At 71.5% G+C, this 18,173-nt stretch carries 13 protein-coding genes; 6 read left to right on the top strand and 7 right to left on the bottom strand.

Going from position 1 to position 18,173, the window contains the following annotated elements:
* The first annotated feature begins 838 nt into the window (after positions 1 to 838).
* From WME98_RS42645 to WME98_RS42635, 3 genes are read left to right on the top strand one after another with little or no spacing between them, the layout of a single operon-like run.
* A complete protein-coding gene (locus tag WME98_RS42645; protein ID WP_437947380.1) occupies positions 839 to 2,170 on the top strand; it encodes an HD domain-containing protein in 1,332 nt (443 codons plus the stop codon).
* Positions 2,170 to 2,940, top strand: coding sequence for a hypothetical protein (locus WME98_RS42640; RefSeq protein WP_437947379.1), 771 nt, complete (start codon positions 2,170 to 2,172; stop codon positions 2,938 to 2,940). The genes WME98_RS42645 and WME98_RS42640 overlap by 1 nt, the downstream gene beginning before the upstream one ends.
* Positions 2,937 to 4,217, top strand: coding sequence for a DUF4147 domain-containing protein (locus tag WME98_RS42635; RefSeq protein ID WP_437947378.1), 1,281 nt, complete (start codon positions 2,937 to 2,939; stop codon positions 4,215 to 4,217). The genes WME98_RS42640 and WME98_RS42635 overlap by 4 nt, the downstream gene beginning before the upstream one ends.
* A gap of 152 nt (positions 4,218 to 4,369) precedes the next feature.
* On the opposite strand, the gene WME98_RS42630 is transcribed toward WME98_RS42635, so the two are convergent.
* The 4 genes from WME98_RS42630 to WME98_RS42615 form a co-directional block, all read right to left on the bottom strand.
* Positions 4,370 to 5,302 (bottom strand): hypothetical protein, encoded by a 933-nt coding sequence (locus WME98_RS42630; RefSeq protein ID WP_437947377.1) that lies wholly within the window; start codon positions 5,300 to 5,302, stop codon positions 4,370 to 4,372.
* Between the two features lie 262 nt (positions 5,303 to 5,564).
* The gene (locus WME98_RS42625) at positions 5,565 to 6,146 is read right to left on the bottom strand and encodes an ExbD/TolR family protein (RefSeq protein WP_020735583.1); all 582 of its coding nucleotides are present in this window, start codon (positions 6,144 to 6,146) and stop codon (positions 5,565 to 5,567) included.
* A 15-nt stretch (positions 6,147 to 6,161) separates the two neighbouring features.
* Positions 6,162 to 6,731, bottom strand: coding sequence for a biopolymer transporter ExbD (locus WME98_RS42620; protein WP_020735581.1), 570 nt, complete (start codon positions 6,729 to 6,731; stop codon positions 6,162 to 6,164).
* Positions 6,732 to 6,951: 220 nt separating this feature from the next.
* Positions 6,952 to 7,572: a MotA/TolQ/ExbB proton channel family protein gene (locus WME98_RS42615; RefSeq protein WP_231864858.1), complete on the bottom strand. Its 621-nt coding sequence runs from the start codon at positions 7,570 to 7,572 to the stop codon at positions 6,952 to 6,954.
* A 1,017-nt stretch (positions 7,573 to 8,589) separates the two neighbouring features.
* On the opposite strand from WME98_RS42615, the gene WME98_RS42610 reads away from it, so the two are divergent.
* From WME98_RS42610 to WME98_RS42600, 3 genes are read left to right on the top strand one after another with little or no spacing between them, the layout of a single operon-like run.
* On the top strand, positions 8,590 to 9,252 hold the full coding sequence (locus tag WME98_RS42610) for a MotA/TolQ/ExbB proton channel family protein (RefSeq protein ID WP_236644648.1): 663 nt from the start codon (positions 8,590 to 8,592) through the stop codon (positions 9,250 to 9,252).
* A gap of 3 nt (positions 9,253 to 9,255) precedes the next feature.
* Positions 9,256 to 9,822 carry an ExbD/TolR family protein gene (locus WME98_RS42605; RefSeq protein WP_020735579.1) on the top strand — a complete coding sequence of 189 codons (567 nt, stop codon included), beginning with the start codon at positions 9,256 to 9,258 and terminating at the stop codon, positions 9,820 to 9,822.
* The gene (locus WME98_RS42600) at positions 9,819 to 10,430 is read left to right on the top strand and encodes an ExbD/TolR family protein (RefSeq protein ID WP_061624314.1); all 612 of its coding nucleotides are present in this window, start codon (positions 9,819 to 9,821) and stop codon (positions 10,428 to 10,430) included. Before WME98_RS42605 ends, WME98_RS42600 begins: the two co-directional genes overlap by 4 nt.
* Before the next feature lie 111 nt (positions 10,431 to 10,541).
* Here the strand turns inward: WME98_RS42600 and WME98_RS42595 are convergent, their stop codons facing one another.
* From WME98_RS42595 to WME98_RS42585, 3 genes are all read right to left on the bottom strand, one after another.
* Positions 10,542 to 13,871, bottom strand: a complete 3,330-nt coding sequence (locus tag WME98_RS42595; RefSeq protein ID WP_437947376.1) for an SNF2-related protein — start codon at positions 13,869 to 13,871, stop codon at positions 10,542 to 10,544.
* 92 nt (positions 13,872 to 13,963) lie between these two features.
* Positions 13,964 to 16,180, bottom strand: coding sequence for a sodium-translocating pyrophosphatase (locus WME98_RS42590; protein ID WP_437947375.1), 2,217 nt, complete (start codon positions 16,178 to 16,180; stop codon positions 13,964 to 13,966).
* 164 nt (positions 16,181 to 16,344) lie between these two features.
* Positions 16,345 to 17,862, bottom strand: coding sequence for a TolC family protein (locus tag WME98_RS42585; protein WP_437947374.1), 1,518 nt, complete (start codon positions 17,860 to 17,862; stop codon positions 16,345 to 16,347).
* Positions 17,863 to 18,173: the final 311 nt, after the last annotated feature.

The raw sequence follows: 18,173 nt of genomic DNA, 5'->3' as shown, positions 1-18,173 counted from the left end.
ACTGTCGTCCGTTGGTCGTGGTCATGCGTTCGACCTATCTCCCGAAGTTCCGATGACCCACGTTAACCAGCGGAATAGCCAGCCTCCTAACGTACACCAGGATGCTCGTCCAGCTTCAAGAAATCGAGCACTTTCCTCCTCCGTTCACAATTTTCTCCGTTCACAATTTCGTCGCGGGCCTCGGCGGCGTTCTCGCTCGGTTCTCGCTCGCGCCTCGTTCAGTTCTCGCTCGCGCCTCGTTCGGTTCTCGTTCGCTCGTTCGCGGCGTCGTGCAACACCATCGCCGGATTCCGGCTCAGGATTCCTGATGCTCACCGCCGCTTCGCTCTCCGCCTGAGCCGTCTCGAGGTCTTGTGTCGTACGGCGGAGCCGCACGCAATCGCACGACCTCGCACGCACGCGCATGCGCCGGTTGCGTTCGCGCGCCGCGGCGCGCGATGCACGGCGCGACACGTCTCTACGTTACGCTCGACGTCGACCGCGACATTCCGCGCCGGCGTGACTGCCCCCCGCCGCGAGGATTCCGTCGCGCGCCGCGCGCGCGACGCCGCGGCGTCGCGCGCGCCTCGGTCGCCGGGGGAGCCGACCGGGTCGCCCCATCGCCCGCGAGGAACGCTCCCCGACGAGCCGCGCTTGCCTTCCCGTAGGCTCGCGTGGGAACGTCGCGTACCTCCTTGATTTCCCGCCCCTGTCCGATGCGCATCATGCTGTGCTCCACGCCGCACGCCCGGAGCGGCGCGGCCTCCTCTCCGCGCACACGCCCGCAGCTGGGCGCCATCAGGCGGCTCCTGAGTGACCCGCCGCCCTTCGCGCCCATGGGGTCGCGTGGAGAACCATCGTGATCCTTCGTGACCCGGTCCACGGCCTGATCGAGTTCGAGAGCGGCGAGGCGGCGATCGTCCCGCGCCTGCTCGGCGCCCGCGAGGTGCAGCGGCTGCGGCGGATCCGGCAGCTCGGGCTGACCTCGCTGGCGTACCCGGGCGCCGAGCACACCCGCTTCTCGCACGCGCTCGGGGCCGCTCACGTGATGCGCCTCCTGATCGCGAGGTTCCGCCAGATCGATCGCGACCTCCCGTTCTGGCAGAGGGTGACCAGCGATCGCGCGCGCGACGCGATCGCCGCAGCGTTCTTGCACGATCTCGGCCATGGCCCGCTCTCGCACCTGTTCGAGGAAGCCATGCCGGGCGCGCTCCACCATGAGCGCTGGACCGAGCGCATCCTGCTCGACCCGGCCTCGGACGTGCACCAGGTGCTCGTGCGCCAGGATCCATACCTGCCCCAGCGGGTGGCCGACCTCATCGGCGGTCGACACGAGCTGCCGTACCTCGCCAAGGCGGTGAGCGGGACCTTCGACGTCGATCGCTGCGACTACCTGCTGCGCGACGCGCACGCGACGGGCGTGAGGTACGGCGAGTACGATCTGCCGTGGCTGCTGCGCAGCCTCAGGTTCAGCGACGTCCAGGTGGAGATGCCCGGCGGCGGCGCCGCTTCTGCCCCGCCCGCGCCCGCGCTCGCCATCGACGGGACGAAGGGGATGCGCGCCATCGAGTCGTTCCTCCTCGCCCGCTACTTCATGTTCCAGCAGGTCTACTTCCACAAGACCACGCGGAGCGCGGAGTGGATGATCGGCGCCATCCTCCGGCGCGTCGTGGCCCGCCTCGCCGCCGGCGACCGGATCCCCGAGGTCCCCGCCGCCGTCGCGGCGATGGCCGTCGGCGAGATGCCCACGCTGGAGCAATACCTGGAGCTCGACGATCAGGTCCTGCTCGGGGCCATCCACGCGTGGGAGAACGCGTCCGACCCCGTGCTGTCCGATCTCGCCCGCCGCCTGCGCGCGCGCTCGCTCTTCAAGTCGGTCGAGCTGTTCCCGGAGCCCGGCGAGACGCCCGCCGGACGCGACGAGCGGCGCGCGGCGGCGCTCGCGACCGTGCGCGAGATCGCGCAGGGCGCCGGGCTCGACCCGGAGGTGTACGTCGGCGTCGACGTCGCCGAGGACACGCCCTACGCCGAGGACGAGTCGCTCCTGGTCGTTTACCCGAGAGGACGCCCGCGGCGCCCCGCCGAGGTGTCCTTCTTGCTCGAACGGCTGCGCAACGAGACGATGACGCGCATCCGGATCCTCTTCGCGCCCGAGCTGCGAGATACCGTGCGGGAGGCGCTGGTACGCTGATGGCCACCACGAACAAGGCAGCACGGGGATCGGTCGAGCCCGCGCGGGCGCTCCGCCCGGCGCGCGAGCGCCGCGCCGCCGCCAGGGCGCTCGCCGGCGCCGCGGCGCTCGCGGCGCTCGCGGGGGCGTCCGCGGCGCGCGCGGACGGCGGCGGCGCGGCGCGCGCGGACGGCGACGGCGCGTACGGCCGCCTCGACGGAGACCTCGATCTGCGCGTGGGCGCGGGCGCCTCGTTCGCGAGCGGGGGCCCGGCGCTCTGCGCGCACGGCGCCGCCGCCTACCTCTCGACCGCAGGCCTGTACGCGCACTACACCGACGCGCTCGGCGCGCAGGGAGCGACCGTCGCGCGCTCGATCGCGGGCGGCGTCTTCATTCAACCGCTGTTCCTCGGCCGGTACGCGAGCGACCTCGAGCTCGGCGCGCCGTGGCTCGACCTGCTCATCGACTCGGTCGCGCTCGGCGTGGGCTCGTTCTGGGAGGCCCCGCCCGGCGGCGGGCTCGCGTCGGAGCCCGGGCTCGAGCTCTCGCTGTCGCTCGACGTGCCGCTCCTGGGCCGCGCCACGGGCCCGTTCCTCGGCGTGCGGGGCGCGCTCCGCTGGGGCGGACCGGCGCTCGCGGGCGACGCGAGCCCGCGCGACGAGCAGCGGGCGCTCGTGTCGATCGCGCTGAGCTGGCACCACGTCGTCTCCGCGCACATCGTCGATGCCGGCGACCGCGCCCCCGCCCAGGTGGCGGCGAGGCGAAGCGAGGCCGGCGCGGGGGGCCGTTGAGCGCCGCGCTCGACGCGCTGCGCGCGGCGCTCGTGTCGGCGTTCCGCGCCGGGCTGGCGGAGCTCGATCCCGCGGGGCTCGTCGAGCGCGCGCTCGACGCCGAGGCCGGCGCGCCCCACGGCCGCGTGGTCGTGATCGCGGCCGGCAAGGCGGCGCTCGGGATGGCCCGGGGCGCGCTGCGCAGCTGGGGAGACGGCATCGCCGGGGGGCTCGCGGTCACCGTCGCGGACCCGGCCACCCCAGCGCGCGATCCGCATGTCGCGCAGGTCGACCCCGAGGAGGCCGCGCTGCGCCCGCTGCGCCTGATGCGCGCGGCGCACCCGATCCCCGACGCGCGCAGCGTGGAGGCGGCCGAGGCAGCGCTCGCCGCGGCGACCGCGCTCGGGCCCGACGATCTCCTGCTGGCGCTCATCTCCGGCGGCGCCTCGGCGCTGCTCGCGGCGCCGCCCGAGGGCGTGTCCCTCGCGGACAAGCAGGCCCTCGTGGCGGCGCTCCTGGAAGGGGGCGCCCCGATCCAGGAGGTCAACCTCGTTCGTCGGCACCTCTCGCGGATCAAGGGTGGGCGGCTCGCCGCTGCGGCGGCGCCAGCGCGCGTGCTGACCCTGCTCATGAGCGACGTCGTGGGCGGGCTCCCGCACGACATCAGCTCGGGCCCCACCGTCCCGGACCCGACGCGCGTGGAGGACGCGTTCGCCGCGCTCCACCGCCGGGCCCCTCGGCTCGCGCGGCTCGCGCCCGCGCTGAGCGAGTCGCTGAAGCCAGCGGACGCGGGCCTCGTCGAGGCGCGCGTGCTCGCCGATCCGGACAAGCTCGCCGAGCGCGTGGCGGCCGCCCTCGCCGACAGCGCGGGGCTGCGCGCGGTCGCCGCCCCGGCCGAGGACGGCGACGCGCGCGCGATCGTCGAGCGCCGCCTCGCGCTCGCGCGCGCGCTCGCCCCGGGCGAAGCGGTCGTGATCCCGTGCGAGCCGACGCTCGCGCTGCCGACCCGGCGCGGCGCCGGCGGCCGCGCGGGGTGGATCGCGCTCGCGGCCTTGCGCGATCTGCCGCCGGGCGTCGCGCTCCTCTGCGCGGCGTCCGACGGCGCCGACGGCAGCTCCGGCGCGGCGGGCGCGGTCGTCGCCCGGCCTGCGGCCGCCGCGATGGACGACCGCGCGATCGACGCGGCGCTCGCGGGCTTCGACGACGCCGCCGCGCACCGCGCCCTCGGTACGCGCGTCGAGACCGGCCCGACGGGCCACAACCTCACGGACCTGCACATCGTCGCGCGCGCGAGCTGATCGTCGGCGCGCCAGGCCCGCGACACGTGCGCGCGCCGACGCGGCTGCGCGCCGACGCGGCTGCGCGCGGCCCCCCCGCGCCGCTCGCCGCGTTGCCCGGCGCGGTGCGCTCCGCTCACCGCGCGCCGCTCACCGCGCTGCCCGGCGCGGCCTCACTGCGGCTCGGCGGCGGCCGCGGTCGTGTCGCCCATCGCCTCGCGCACGGCGAGGGCGAGCGCGCAGCTGTTCGCCTGCCGCTGCCGCGCCTCGAGCACGCTCCCCTCGACCGACGGCGTTCCGCCGATGAGATGGCCGCTCGCCTCGCGGCGCACCCGCAGGATGGGCTTGCCGTCCGACAGCCGCCACACCCCGACCCGCGCCATGTGCGGCACCCCGAGCAACGCCTCGGTGCTCGTCGCGCCCTCGGCCGGCTCGTCGAGGACGACGAGGTAGTACTGCGCCCGCGTCAGCAGCTCCGCCGCGAGCGGCACGTCGTCGCGTATCGTGTCCTCGAAGCTCGACTCCAGGAGCCGCAGGCGCAGCTCGCTCGACGCGTCCTGCGCGTCGCGCACCCACTCGTCGGAGAGGACGTGCATCGTCCGGTAGGCGACGCGCAGGTTGAACGGCTGTGCGGGCCGCGAGCAGCGCTCGGCCTCGTTGCAGTACTCGCCCGCAGGGCAGTCCCGCGTGCGCTTGCACTCCGCGCCCGCCAGCGGGTTCGGGTTCGGCACCCGCAGGAGGCACGCGGTGAACGCGTCGCGCAGCGACTGCTGCGCGTTCTTGCGGACGGCGTCGACGCTCGCCGCCTCGTCCACGCGGAGGCGCAGGTAAATGCCCGCGAGCTCGCGGAAATTCCACGCCTTGAGCGCCTCCCGATCCACGAGCTCGGCGCCCGCGCTCCGCGCCAGATCGAGCGTCCAGCCCTCCACGCGCTCGCGCATCGGGAACCAGCGCGGGCCGAGCTCCACGGCGACCGCGCGCTGGCGCGCCATCAGCTTCTGTCGTGCGCTCTCGATCTGCCCCTGGGACCACTTCCAGTGGAGGATCGCCGAGACCGCGAGGACGAGCGCCGTGTAACCCCAGAACTTCCCCCGGGGCCAGCGCATCTTCGAGCGCGCTTCCCGCGCCCTGTAGACCGAAGGCAAGCCGCGTTCGCGGGGCGGCTGTTCAGACGACATACGAGAGGCTCCACGCTGGAGGCACCGGTGCGATCACGCGCGCGCGGCGGCCTCCTCCACACGGGCTGCGCGGAGGGGAACGCCGCGCCGAGCGCGCCGCTGTTGCCACCACGTCCGATGGTGACCGGGGCCGCCGGGCATCGCCCAGCGCGCCCCTTCCTTCTGTGCTCGATAGGTCAAGAAGCGAGGATCACTGCGACTTCGGGAGCTTGCTGACCATGAAGCTGACGTTCGGGTAACCGGCGAACGCCGCGGTCTGGAACACGCTCTTCACGACCAGCGCGGGCACGTTCTGATCGACCTGGAGGATGCACACGCCCGGGAACGGCTTGTTCGGCTGCACCTGTTTCCACAGCTCGCGCTTGTTCTTGAGCAGGTTGAAGAGCTCGTCGATCTTCTGGAGGCGCCCGAGCTCCTCGATCGCGCGCGTCGAACCGGCCAGGGCGCCGTCGACGAGGATCTGGTTGCCGTTCACCGCCACCATCGGCGCGTCGATGACGTCTTCGACGTTCTCCGCCTTCGGGAGCTTGACGTTCTTGTCGACGGCGATCTCGCCCGACGCCGAGAAGGACATCAGGAGGAAGATCACGGTCACGACGAGGAAGTCGATGAAGCTCACGAGGTTGAGCCCCGCGTTCGGGCTGCGTGCGCCGTGCCCCGACACCTTGTTCCACACGAACCGCAGCGGCACGCCCTTCATCAGCCGGCGGCCCGGCTGGTGGATCACGTGAGCGTGGGGGTTCTTGTGGTGCTTCGGATTGAACCTATCCATGTGCGCGCTCCTGCCTCAGCGGACCGAGAACGTCATGTTGAACACGGGGACCTGCTTGTTCCCCTCCGGCAGCCTCATCTCGCGCTTCGGCGCGTAGAGCGCGTCGAGCACCGCGACGATCTCCTTGAAGGGCGTGCGGTTGTCGGTGTGGAGGATCGCCTGGTCGAGCTTCTTGTCGCTCGGATCCCGGTGGCCGCCGTGCGTCTTCCACTCCTCCTCGATCCGCTTCGCCAGCTCCGGGTAGCGGATGATCTTGGAGCTCGGGTCGCCGAGCTCGACCGGCGCCTTGTTCACCTTGACCTCGTTCACCACCGTCGCGCCCTGCTTCCACACGAGCCCGAACTCGCTCTCGCCGATGTGCAGGTTCAGCACCTTCTCCGGCGTCTGCGGGGTGAGCTCCTTGTTCGGATCGGGCGGGCCAGGGACCTGGGCGTCCGCGTTCATCCGTGAGTTGGTGACCCAGACCGCCGTGATCAACAGGAATGCAATCGTGACCATCAGCAGGTCGATGAACGGGATCATGTTGATATCGCTGTTCGTCGACCGCTTCTTGCCGCCACCGTCGCCGACGTCTACGCCGCCCATATTGCCTTCCCAACGTGAGCCGGAGCTCACTTATCCAAGTTGTTGCGGGAACACCCTGCTCGCAGCTCGCGGAGGGCCACCATGCTGGGTCTGACTTCGTCGCTCTTCTGAAGTTCCCGGGGCCCCGCCGGCGCGAGCCGCACGGGGCTTCGAGGCGCGAGAGCGGGCCCAGGCGGAAGCGCGCGGGACGCGCTCGACGACCTGGGCCCGCCGGGGACCATCAGGCAGCCGCCTGACCGACCGCTGCGACATTCACCTTCTGGCGGTTCGCGACGACGAGGTTGAGGATCTGCACCGACGCCTCGTTGATGTCGTCCTCAATGTGCTGCGTCTTGCCGTTCAGCACGGCGAAGCCGATGAGGCCGATGATCGCCACGCCAAGGCCGAAGGCGGTGCAGTTCATGGCCTCGGAGATGCCGAGGGCGAGCACGCGGGCCTTCTGGCTCGGGTCGACCGACTCGCCGGCGACGGAGCCGAAGGACTTGATGAGACCCGTCACGGTCCCGAGCAGGCCGGAGAGCATCGCGAGGTTCGCGAGCAGCGCGAGGTACGAGGTGCGCGCGCTGATCTTCGGCAGCTCACGAAGAGCCGCCTCGTCCATCGCCGCCTGGACCTCCTCGTCCGGACGGTTCACCTTGACGAGACCGGCCTGGACGATGCGGGCCAGCGGGGCGTTCGCCGCGGAACACATCTTCACAGCCTTGGCGACATCGCCCGCGAGGATGCACTTCTGCATCGTCGCGAGGAAGACGTCCTTGTTGATGGACGAGCCGAACAGGTAGAGGGCGCGCTCGACGATGATGCCGATCGTCAGGATCGACCAGAACAGGATGGGCCACATGCCCCACCCACCCTCTTTGAAAGCTTCATACGCTCCGTGCATTGCTTCTGTCCTCCAGTTCGCCTCGCGTCCCCGGGATGAGGTTTCGCGCAACTCGATCGGTTCCCTATGTCAGACTCGTGTTGCCGAGGGGCGGCAGTCTTTCACTCACACGTAAGAACGGATGAGAGGCCTATTTTGCTTGGCGGCGCTGGCCGTGGACGGCTTGCTCCTGTCGCTCTCTGGCGAGATGCCCACGGGACGCTAGCCGAGCGGCGCTGACCTCTGCAAGAGTCCTGATCGTCTCTTCTGGTCCCGGCGCCCGGCGCCGTCCCAGCTCTCTCACCTGTCGTCCAAGACTGACTTCGCGTCGTCACGCCAGGGGCCCGTGGTGGCTCTGGGCGCGGCTCCCCGTTCACCGCAGAGCGTGCCGCCATCCGGCCAAGCTACGCCGATGCACCCGGGGGACTCGCGCATCTTCGCGATTGAGACCCGGCGCCGTCAAGAGAGATTTGGCCACACGTGAGCGCTCTGATGCGGGCAAAACTTTACAACAATCGCAGGGTTATGTCACCATTCGCCGGGGCGCGCGGCGCGCCGGCCCGCAGCGGATCCCGCGAAGCCTGGGGAGACGCGGCGCGCGGCGCGCGGTCCGACGGCCGACGGCGCGGCAGCGCACCGCGGCAGTGCGAGCGGCATTACCCCGAGAGGATGCGCAGTGACGCAGCGAGCGAGCGAGCGCTGGACCGGTAGAGCACGGCCGCCTGGCCGGGCGCCGGCGACGGGGACGAGTCAGGGAGCTCCGTACCCCTCCGGCCTCGATCGGCCCACGCCGCCGCGCCGCGGCCGGCGCGCTCGCTGCGAGAGGCGCCGCTGGTTCTCCGGGGATTTGCGGCGATCCCGGCCTCTCGCCGCCCGGCGCGGCCGCATCGCCGAGCTTGCGCACGGGATCGGGCGGCAGTTATAGTCGCCGCGCCTAGAGATTGTCGGGCTTCTGACGACGCTGAGAAAGGGACTTCGAGGATGCGTCATCTGCTGATGTTGGCGGCCGAGGGTGGTGGCGAAGGCGGGATGTGGGAGGCCATCAAGCACAATCCGACCTTCCTGATCGCGAACCTGGTCGTCTCGGCGGTCGTGGTGACGATCATCATCGAGCGGACCGCGTTCCAGCTGGGACGCTACCGCGTGAACTCCAAGGAGTTCTTCGCGCAGGTCAAGAAGCTGGTGGCGGCGGGCAACATCGATCGCGCCATCAAGCTCTGCGACGCCAGCGATTACCCGATCCTGCAGCTCGTGAAGGCCGGCCTGACCCACGCGAACAAGGGCGCGGACGAGATCGACGCCGCCCTCAGCGAGAAGCTGTCCGAGCTCAAGCCCGCCGTGGAGAAGCGCATCGGCGCCCTCTGGTCGCTCGCGAACATCGCGACGCTGATCGGCCTCATCGGGACGGTCTCCGGCCTGATCAACACCTTCGCCTCCATCGCCGCCCAGGGCCTCTCGCAGGCCGACAAGCAGCGGATGCTCTCGAACGGCATCGCGGAGGCCATGTACAACACGGCGTTCGGCCTCGCCATCGCCGTCGTGTGCATGATCGCGCACGTCATCCTCCACACCCGCTCCAAGAACATCCAGCACGATCTGGAGGCGACCACGGAGCGCGTCTTCAACCTGCTCACGATCAGCAGCAAGCCTGGCTACTAGCCCATGGCGGACCCGCAAGACGTCCCGCTCAGCTCGGCGCAGCGATCGAAGATCCGGCGCCTCTCGCAGCCCAAGGAGCCCGAAGCCGGGGAGGAGGCCGGCGAGCTCAACGTCGTTCCGTACCTCGACATCATCACGAACATCCTCATCTTCGTGCTCGCCAGCGTCTCGGTGACATTCGTGTCGTCGATCGACACGACACCGCCCTCCATCGGCGGGGGCAAGGTGCGCAGCGAGCTCTCCAGCAAGGCGTTGAACCTGTCCGCGTTCATCACCAGCCAGGGGATCTCGCTGAAGACGTCGAGCGGCAACATCGCGACCGGCTGCCAGGACGTGGGCAGCGGGGTCACCGTGCCGAAGACGACGAACGACAGCTATGACTTTCCCGCCCTCACGGCGTGCGCGAAGCGCCTCAAGAACGCCCGCCCCGAGTTCAAAGAGGAGACGCAGGTGACGATCACGGCGAACCCGGGCATCGACTACAAGACGATCATCGACGTGATGGACGCGCTGAGGAGCGACGCGGGGGAGGAGCTGTTCCCGGAGGTCCACTTCGGAGTCGCCCGATGAGCGCCGAGCAGCCCCCCCCGCCCCCGCCGCGGCCGAAGGCGAGCATCGTCCGCTACAAGGCGGCCCTCCGGAAGGCGATCCGCAGGAACCGGCGGGAGCCGGAGATCGACTTCCTGAACATCACGGCGATGCTCGACCTGATGACGATCATCCTCGTCTTCTTGCTGAAGAGCGTGGGGTCGTCGGCGGCATCCATCCCGCAGTCGAAGGACCTCACCCTGCCGAAGTCGGTGATGCAGTCCGAGCCCTCCCAGGAGGGCGTGGTGGTCATCGTCTCGAAGTCGCAGATCCTGGTCGGCGAGGATCCGACCCCGATCGTCCTCTTGCCCAACCGCGAGCAGCTCGCCCAGTCCGGCGTCGACGCGAAGTACAAGCGCAGCGGACCGAACGATCTCTATATCGTGCCGCTCGCGAACGCCCTGTCCCACGCGCGCGAGACGGACAAGGCCATCCGCGCCGCGAAGGGGCTCGATCCTTCGTCGTCCGAGGCGATCATCGTGGCTGACGCCACCACGCCCTACCGCCTGCTGATCGAGGTCATGTTCACCCTCGGGCAGAGCGAGTTCGGCAAGTACCACCTGATGGTCCTGAGCGGCAACAAGCAGTAAGCCGCCCCCTGCCCTTCCGGTAAGCCCGCCGCCGCCGATCAGCTTGCCCTCGCGCCCTCGCGACGCGCGCTCGCGAGCGGCGCGCTCCCCTCGGAGCGCGCCGCGGACCGGTCAGTCCACCGCGAACAGCTCTTCCAGGTCGGCCTTGGTGAGCTTCTTGGCGCCGCCCGCGTCCTCGCTGAGGACGGAGGCGACGAGCTGGCGCTTCTTGTCCTTGAGCAGCAGGATCTTCTCCTCGATCGTGCCCGCGGCGATGAGCCGGTAGGCGGTGACCACCTTCGTCTGCCCGATGCGGTGGGCGCGGTCGGTGGCCTGCTGCTCGACGGCCGGGTTCCACCACGGATCGAAGTGGATCACCGTGTCCGCCGCGGTGAGGTTCAGGCCGGTGCCGCCCGCCTTGAGGCTGATGAGGAAGACCGGCACGCTCGGGTCGTTCTGGAAGCGCTCGACGCGCTCCGGCCGATCCTTCGTGGAGCCGTCGAGGTACTCGTAGGCGACGCCGTCCTCCTTCATCGCCTTCTCGATGAGCTTCAGCATCATCACGAACTGGCTGAAGACGAGGACCTTGTGCCCGCCCTCGACCGCGTTCGCGATGAGCTCGCGGACCGCGACGAGCTTGCCCGAGTCGTCGTCGCCGAACTCGCGCGGCAACCCGAGCAGCCGCGGATCGCAGGCCGCCTGCCGCAGGCGGGTGAGGCCGGCGAGGATCTGCAGCTGGCTCTTCGCGAGGCCGACGCGCTCGACCTCGCCGAGGACCTGCGCCCGCACCTCGCGCGCGACCTGCAGGTACAGCGCCCGCTGCTCGCCGGTGAGATCGCAGATCTGATCCATCTCGATCTTCTCCGGCAGATCCTTCGCCACCTCCTGCTTCGTGCGGCGCAGGATGAACGGGTGGATCGCGGCGCGGAGCCGCTGCGCGGTCTTGTAGTCGCCCGCCTCGATCGGCCGCGAGAAGCGGGCCTCGAACTTGTCGAGCGAGCCGAGCAGGCCCGGCGAGACGAAGTCGAAGATCGACCAGATCTCCGACAGCCGGTTCTCGATGGGCGTGCCCGTCAGGGCGAGCCGGCGCTTCGCGCGGAGCCGCTTGGCGGCGGCGGCGGTGGCGCTCATCGGGTTCTTGATGTGCTGCGCCTCGTCGAGGATGGCGTAGCTGAGGTCGAGCTGCGCGAGGAAGTCCTCGTCGCGCCGGAGGAGCGCGTAGCTCGTGATCACCACCTCGGCGGCCTTGACCTCGTCGATCTGGTCCTTGCGATCGGCGCCGTGCCAGAGGGCGACCGAGAGCGACGGCGCGAACCGGGCGAGCTCGCGCTCCCAGTTCGTCACGACGCTCGTCGGGGCGACGATCAGCGCGCGCATGTGCTTCTCCTCCTGCTTGACGGCGAGCAGGAGGGCGATCGTCTGGACCGTCTTGCCGAGGCCCATGTCGTCGGCGAGCACGCCGCCCGAGCCGATGTCATGGATGAACTTGAGCCATGACAGGCCGGCCTCCTGGTAGGGGCGGAGCGTCGCCTTCAGGTTGCGGGGCCGCTTGGTGCTGCCGATCTCGTCGATGTTGCTGAGCTTGTGGAAGAGCTCGCGCGCGGCGGCGGTCACGTTCGAGCCGCTCGCGTGCTGGAGCAGCTCGTGCACCCGGCCGGCCTGCGCGAGCGGCAGCCGGCCGTTCCTGCCGGCCGCCATCATCAGCTCGACCTCGCGATCGAGCATCGCGCGCACGGCGTCCGGATCGAACGCGGCGAACGACCCGTCCTCGAGGCGGACGTAGCGCTTGCCCTCGGCGAGGCAGCGGCGCAGCTCGTCGCGATCGACGCCGACGCCCTCGCTCTCGAAGCTGAGCTTGACGTTCAGCCAGTCCATCCCCGAGGTGACCTTGGCGAAGACGCCGATCGGCCTGCTGCGCACCTGCGTGTCGACGAGATCCTCGGGGACGAAGAGGTCCCAGTCGTCGGGGAGCTCGGCGAGGCCCTCGGTCCAGAACGTGAGCGCCTGATCGCCGTTCGCGATGAAGCCCTGGCCGGTCTCGTCCGGCTTGAGCCCGAGGGCGAGCAGCTTGCTCGCCGCCTCCTGCTGCGCGGCGATGTCCACGCGGATGCAGCGGGCGCGCTTCATCCCCTCCTCGGGCGGCTGCACGAGCACCGGCGGCGATATGCCGTCGGCGCGCACGGCGACCTCCGCGTCGCCGTACGCGGCGAACAGCGTGACGCGCGCCTCGATCAGCGAGCCGCCCGCGCGCATGCGGAACGTGGGCACGAGGTCGACGACCTCGGCGATCTGGTTCAGGTCGGGCAGCTCGGCGCCGACCTCGAGGGCGATCTTGGGGAGCCCCTGCATGATGATGCGGGGCAGCTCGCTCATCGGCTCGCCGATGGTCGGCGAGCGGAGCAGGCGGCGCATCGCCGCGGGGGAGACGCGCTTGTCGATGCGGCGCGCGAGCCCCTCCTGCGTGTCGATGTGCCAGCCCGGCCAGCCCTCGAACCACCCGCCTTGCAGGAGCGAGAAGCGGCGCTTGTCGTTCCCCCGCTCGAAGCTCGCCTTCACGATGATGGTGTCGCCGCCGACGGTCTCGAGATCGAAGCGCGGCCGCAGGCTGTCCTCGCCGAAGCGGAGCTGCATCAGCGCGGGCTCGAGGAGCACGCGCTGGCCTTCCAGCAGCGGGAGCAGCTCGGCCACGTCCTCGCCGCGGATGTCGACGGCCGGGTGGCGCGGGTTGCCGCTCTCGAACCGGGCGAGCAGCCGGAGCGCGTCGCGGTCGGGCGTCGGGTAAAGCGCCTGCCAGGCGAGCGCCGCGGACGGCAGCACCGGGACGCGCGCCTCGGCGTCGAGGACGGTGACGGTCAGCGCCCCCTGGCGCACGTGGAGGCGGAACTCCACGCGGCGGGCGCCGGTGACCCCCTCGGGCGGAAGCCAGGCGCCGATCCCGGTCTGCTTGGCCGTGGCGTCGAGGACCGGCGCCGTGAGGGTGACGGCGGAGCCCGGCGGCCCGTGGGTGCCGACGACGGTCGGGACGGGCACCGGCGGCGTGATCGCCAGCCGCCCGCGGCGGTCGCGCCTGCGCACGCGCTTCAGGGCGTCCCCGCCGGCGTGGGCGGTCTGCGGGACGAGCGCCGGGATCGGCGGCTCGCGCCGGGGCTGCGCGCCGCGGGCCTGGTCGCGGATGCTGATGAGCAGCGCCGCGACGTGCTTGCAATGCTGTCCGGCCTTCTGGAATGCCGGACAGGAGCACTGGGACTGGATTCCATCGGGTGAGAGCTCGACCTTGACCGGATACGGCTCGGAGTCGGCGGCGCGGACGGTGCCGCTCGCCATCGTCTCGTTGATGGAGATGTCCTCGACGACGCGGCGGCGGAAGTACTCGAGCCCGCGGAGGAAGGTGCGGGCGCCAAGGAGCCTTCGCAGGCCACGATCGCTGAGGGTGGAGAGTGCGTCGGAGATCGGAGGCGGCACGTCGTGGGCTCGGGATACATGCGGCGGCAATTCGCCGGGATGGGTCGGGTGGACGGGACCCCTGGCGGAGCCCGCTGGATGAAGAACCGTCATCAGATGAAGAACGGCAAGAACACGATGATCACGGCGGGGAGCATCTTGATGAGCACGTGGAGCGCAGGACCGGCCGCGTCCTTGAGAGGATCGCCGATCGTGTCGCCCACGACGGCGGCGCCGTAGGTGGGGTTGTCCGCCCGCGCCCCCGTCTCATCGACGAGGTAGCGCCCACCGTGCGCGCCGGTCGCGATGTACTGCCTCGCATTGTCCCAGATCGCCCCGGTATTCCCTAAGAAGAGCGACCCGAGGACGCCTGCGACCGTCCCGGCCATGATCAGGGCCGCGACTGAATCCGCCGCGACCAGAGGATTATCTTCCGTCCTTGCAAAGCGCAAGGCAAGTCCCACGACGACGGGCGCCACCGCCGCGACGAGGGCCGGCGCGATCATATGGCGCAGCGCCGCCCGGGAGACCATCTCGACGCACGGCTCGTGGTCGCCGACGAAGCCCGGCGGCCGGGCCCGGGCCTGACGCTTCACCTCGTCGAGGACGCGGCGGCCGGCCTGGAGCACATTCCGGATACAGCGGCCGGCCAGCCAGAAGACGAGGAGGATCCCGACCAGCGCGCCGAGGTAGACCTCGGGGCGGTCGAGGCGCACGACCATCGCGGCCGTCTCGCCGCTGCTCGCCGCGCTCGACGTCAGCGCGCGCCGCCGGGACTCGTCGAGGTAGCCGGCGACGAGCAGCAGCGAGGCGAGCGCGGCCACGCCCGCCGTGTACGCCTTCGTGAGCGCCTTGGTCGTGTTGCCGACCGCATCGAGCACGAGCGTCCGCCCGCGCACGTCCGGCCGCTCGCGGGCGACCGTCACGGCGACGATGCCGCCCGCGTTGTCCACGATGGGGCCGAACGCATCCATGGCGAGGACGTAGCCCGCGGTGCCGAGCATCCCCATCGTGGCGACCGCGGTCCCGAACAGGCCCCCGCCGGCGAGCCCGGAGCGGGCGCCGAGCAGGTACGAGCCGAAGGTCGCGCCGACGACGACGAGGAGCGGGAGCACCGAGCTCTCGAGGCCGATGGCGAGCCCGCGCAGCACCGCCATCGCGGAGCCGCTGCGGGCGGCCTCGGCGAGCTCGCGCACCGGGCGGTGCCGCTGCTCGGTGTAGTACTGCGTCACGTGCAGCACGCCGATGCCCGTGGCGATGCCGATGACGCCGCACGCGAAGAAGACGACCCAGTGGGCGCCGAGCAGCCACTTGGCGGCGCCGGCGATGCCGACGGCGTGCAGGATGGCCGTGACGTAGAGCCCCCGCAGCAGGGCGTTGAAGGCGTCCTCGCGGTCGTCGGTCTTGACGACCATGACGCCGAAGAGCGTGGCGATGAGGCCGAACGCGCGGCTGACCAGCGGGAAGAGCACGACGGCGAGGGCGCTCGGGAGCCCGGCGTTGTTGCGGAAGAGCATGGCGCCGACCACCATGGCGCCCGCGTTCTCGGCGACGGTCGAGGCGAAGACGCCGGCCGCGCGCCCGGCGCAGTCTCCGACGGTATCGCCGGCCAGGTCGACGATCGTGGCCGGGTTCTGCAGGTCGTCCTCGTCGAGGCCGACCTCGGCGCCCGCGAGGTCGGCCCCGAGGTCGGCCGCCTTGGCGAAGGTGCCGCCGCCGAGCTGCGCCATCAGGGCGGCGAAGGAGGCGCCGAGCGGATAACCGGCGATGACCCAGGGGATGGTCGGCGCGAGCGCGAGCGCCTCGGCCGGCTCGGCCCCGAAGCCGCCGCGGAACGCGAGGACCGCGGCGAACAGGCCGCCGAGGCCGAGCAGGCTCATGCCGACGACGAAGAGCCCCGACACGGCCCCCCCGCGCAGGGCGATCTGCAGGGCGAGGTCGAGGGAGCGGCGGGCGCCGCTCGCCGCGCGCACGCTGGTGCGGGGCGCGATCCAGGTGGCGACCCGGCCCGTGGCGACGGCGCTGGCGGCGCCGACCGCGAACGAGAGCGTCAGCCACACCCCGAGCTCCAGCGCCGGGACCGGGTTCTTCTCCCCGGCGCTCCGGAGCAGGCCGTACGCGAGGAAGATGGCGCCGCCGAGCATCGCGGAGACCGCGGCGATCACGCTGCTCTGGCGGCGAAAATACGCCTCGGCGACGCCCTGGATGATCGCGGCTACCCGCTGCATCTCGGGCTCGACCGCGGGGCGCGCGACGACCCAGCGAGCGAGGTAGACCGCAAAGGCGAGCCCGATCAGGCCGCCGCTGAGGATGAGCGCAAGCTCCGTCATGACGGGCGGACCGGGCGCGCACCGTGGACGCGCTACCTCGGCCGGTGAGGGAGAGTGCGGGCGGTGCCCGCGGAAGCGCCGCAGGAACCCGCGCTGCAGCGGCGCACGCCTTCCCTACTCCGGCCGGGTGGGCCGCGCAAGCGAAGACGACGCGCGCCGTCCGGTCATTTCACGGCGTTCGCGTCGCGCCCGAGGGCGTGGTCCAGCCGGGTCTTCGCGACCAGCGCCCCGACGCGCGCGTTGAGCTGCAGCAGCCGCGCCGTCGTGACCTCTCTCTCCGAGTCCACGAGGTCGGTGCTCGTCGCGCGCCCGGCCCGGAACAGCTCCGATTTGACGCGCATCGCCTCCACGGCCGCCGCGAGCTGCCGCTCCGCGGTCTCGATGCTGCGCGCGGCCTTGCTCACGTCGGTGTAGGCCTGGGCCACTTCCATCCGGAGCCCGTCGCGCAGCACGGCCTTTTGCTCCGCGACCTGCGCCGTCCGGGCGCTCGCCTCGGCGGAAGCCGCCGCGGTCGTCGCGATGTCGTTGAGGACCCACGTGGCGCGGGCGCCGGCGGCCCACGTCAGGTCGAACTCCTCCCGCGCCGGGAAGATGCGCTGGTTGGGGTTCGCGTACGTGACGTCGGCGACCGCATCCAGGCGCGGGAAGTAGCCGGCCCGCGTGAGCTGCTCCGACTTCTTGAGCGAGTACAGCGTCTCGTCCAGCGCGCGGATCTCCAGCCGCTTCGAGAACGCTTCCTCCTGCAGCGTGGGGAGCGGCTGGGCCGGCGGCTGCGCGGCGACGCTGCCGGTCATGACGTCGATCCCGACCGTGAGCGGCCTGCCCTGCGCCGCCGCTCCGAGCGCGATCCGGATCTGCTCGTCGGCGACGAGGAGCGTCGCCTGGGCCTCGGTGAGCAGCTGCTCCGCGTTCGCCACCTGCGCCTCGAGACGGAGCACGTCCGCCCGCGAGAGCAGCCCCACCTCGAACGTGCGCTGCGCGTCCACGAGGTGCGCCTTCGCCTGGGACACGGCCTCGTCCCGGACGACGACGAGCCCCTTCAGCCCGACCCAGTTGAAGAAGGAGATCTTCGCGTCGGCGGCGATCTTCAAGGCCTCGGCCTGCACCTCGAGCTTCTTCGCGGTCTCGGAGTGGGACGCCGCCGCATATCCCTGGGAGATGCGGAGCACGTAGTCCGAGATGGGCACCGCCAGGCTCGCCGACAGCGAATACTGGTTGAGGATCTGCGCGCCCAGGCCGAACTGCGCCAGCTGCGGGTTCTGCTCCACCTCGGACAGGCGCATGTAGCTGCCTGTGAGGGTGATGCGCGGAAAGAAGTTCACCGCCGCCTGGTCGACCCGCGCGGACGCGGCCCTGAGCTCGGCCTGCTTGGCGCGAAGCGACGCGTGCGTCTGCAGGGCGATCTTCGCGAACTCGTCCGGCGTCAGCCCTCCCGGCTGGGGGGCGAGCGCGGTGGCGAGCGGATCGGCCTTCGGCGCCGGCAGCTGCGCCGCAGCGACGGGAGCCTGGGGGGGCTGCGGCTGACCGGCAGCGGGAGGCGCGGGCGCGGGCTGCGGGGCGGCCGGGGGCGGAGCGGCCGGCTGCGCCGCGGCGGGCGGTGCGATGAGCCCGAGGGCGAGCAGCCCGGCGAGCGTCGAGGCCAGCGAGATGCTGCGTCGAGACGAGGGTGCGGTGCTTTTCATGACCGGTGGGTCACTTATGGGCGGTGAAAGCACCCGTCAAGATCGCAGGCGATCGCGCGCGTCACGCCTCGGCGATCGCTCGCCTCGCCCTCGCGCGAACGTGACCGGGCAGCCGGCGCGCTCGGCGCACGGCGCGTGTCGCCGCGCGAGCGCGCATGAATCCGAGGAGGCGCCCGGCGCGGGCCAAGACCGCGCTGGCGACGTGGTCTGACGTGTTCGTCATGCCGTGCCGCAATGGGCCAGGACAGCCGGGACATGACGGCCGACTCCGGGGAGGGAGCCCCGCGTCCCAACGACGGTTCGTACCGTCC

It is taken from the genome of Sorangium sp. So ce296 (genome assembly GCF_051529605.1).
In the GTDB taxonomy this organism is placed as follows: Bacteria; Myxococcota_A; Polyangia; order Polyangiales; family Polyangiaceae; genus Sorangium; species Sorangium cellulosum_D.
This window is presented reverse-complemented; position numbering and strand designations above follow the sequence as displayed.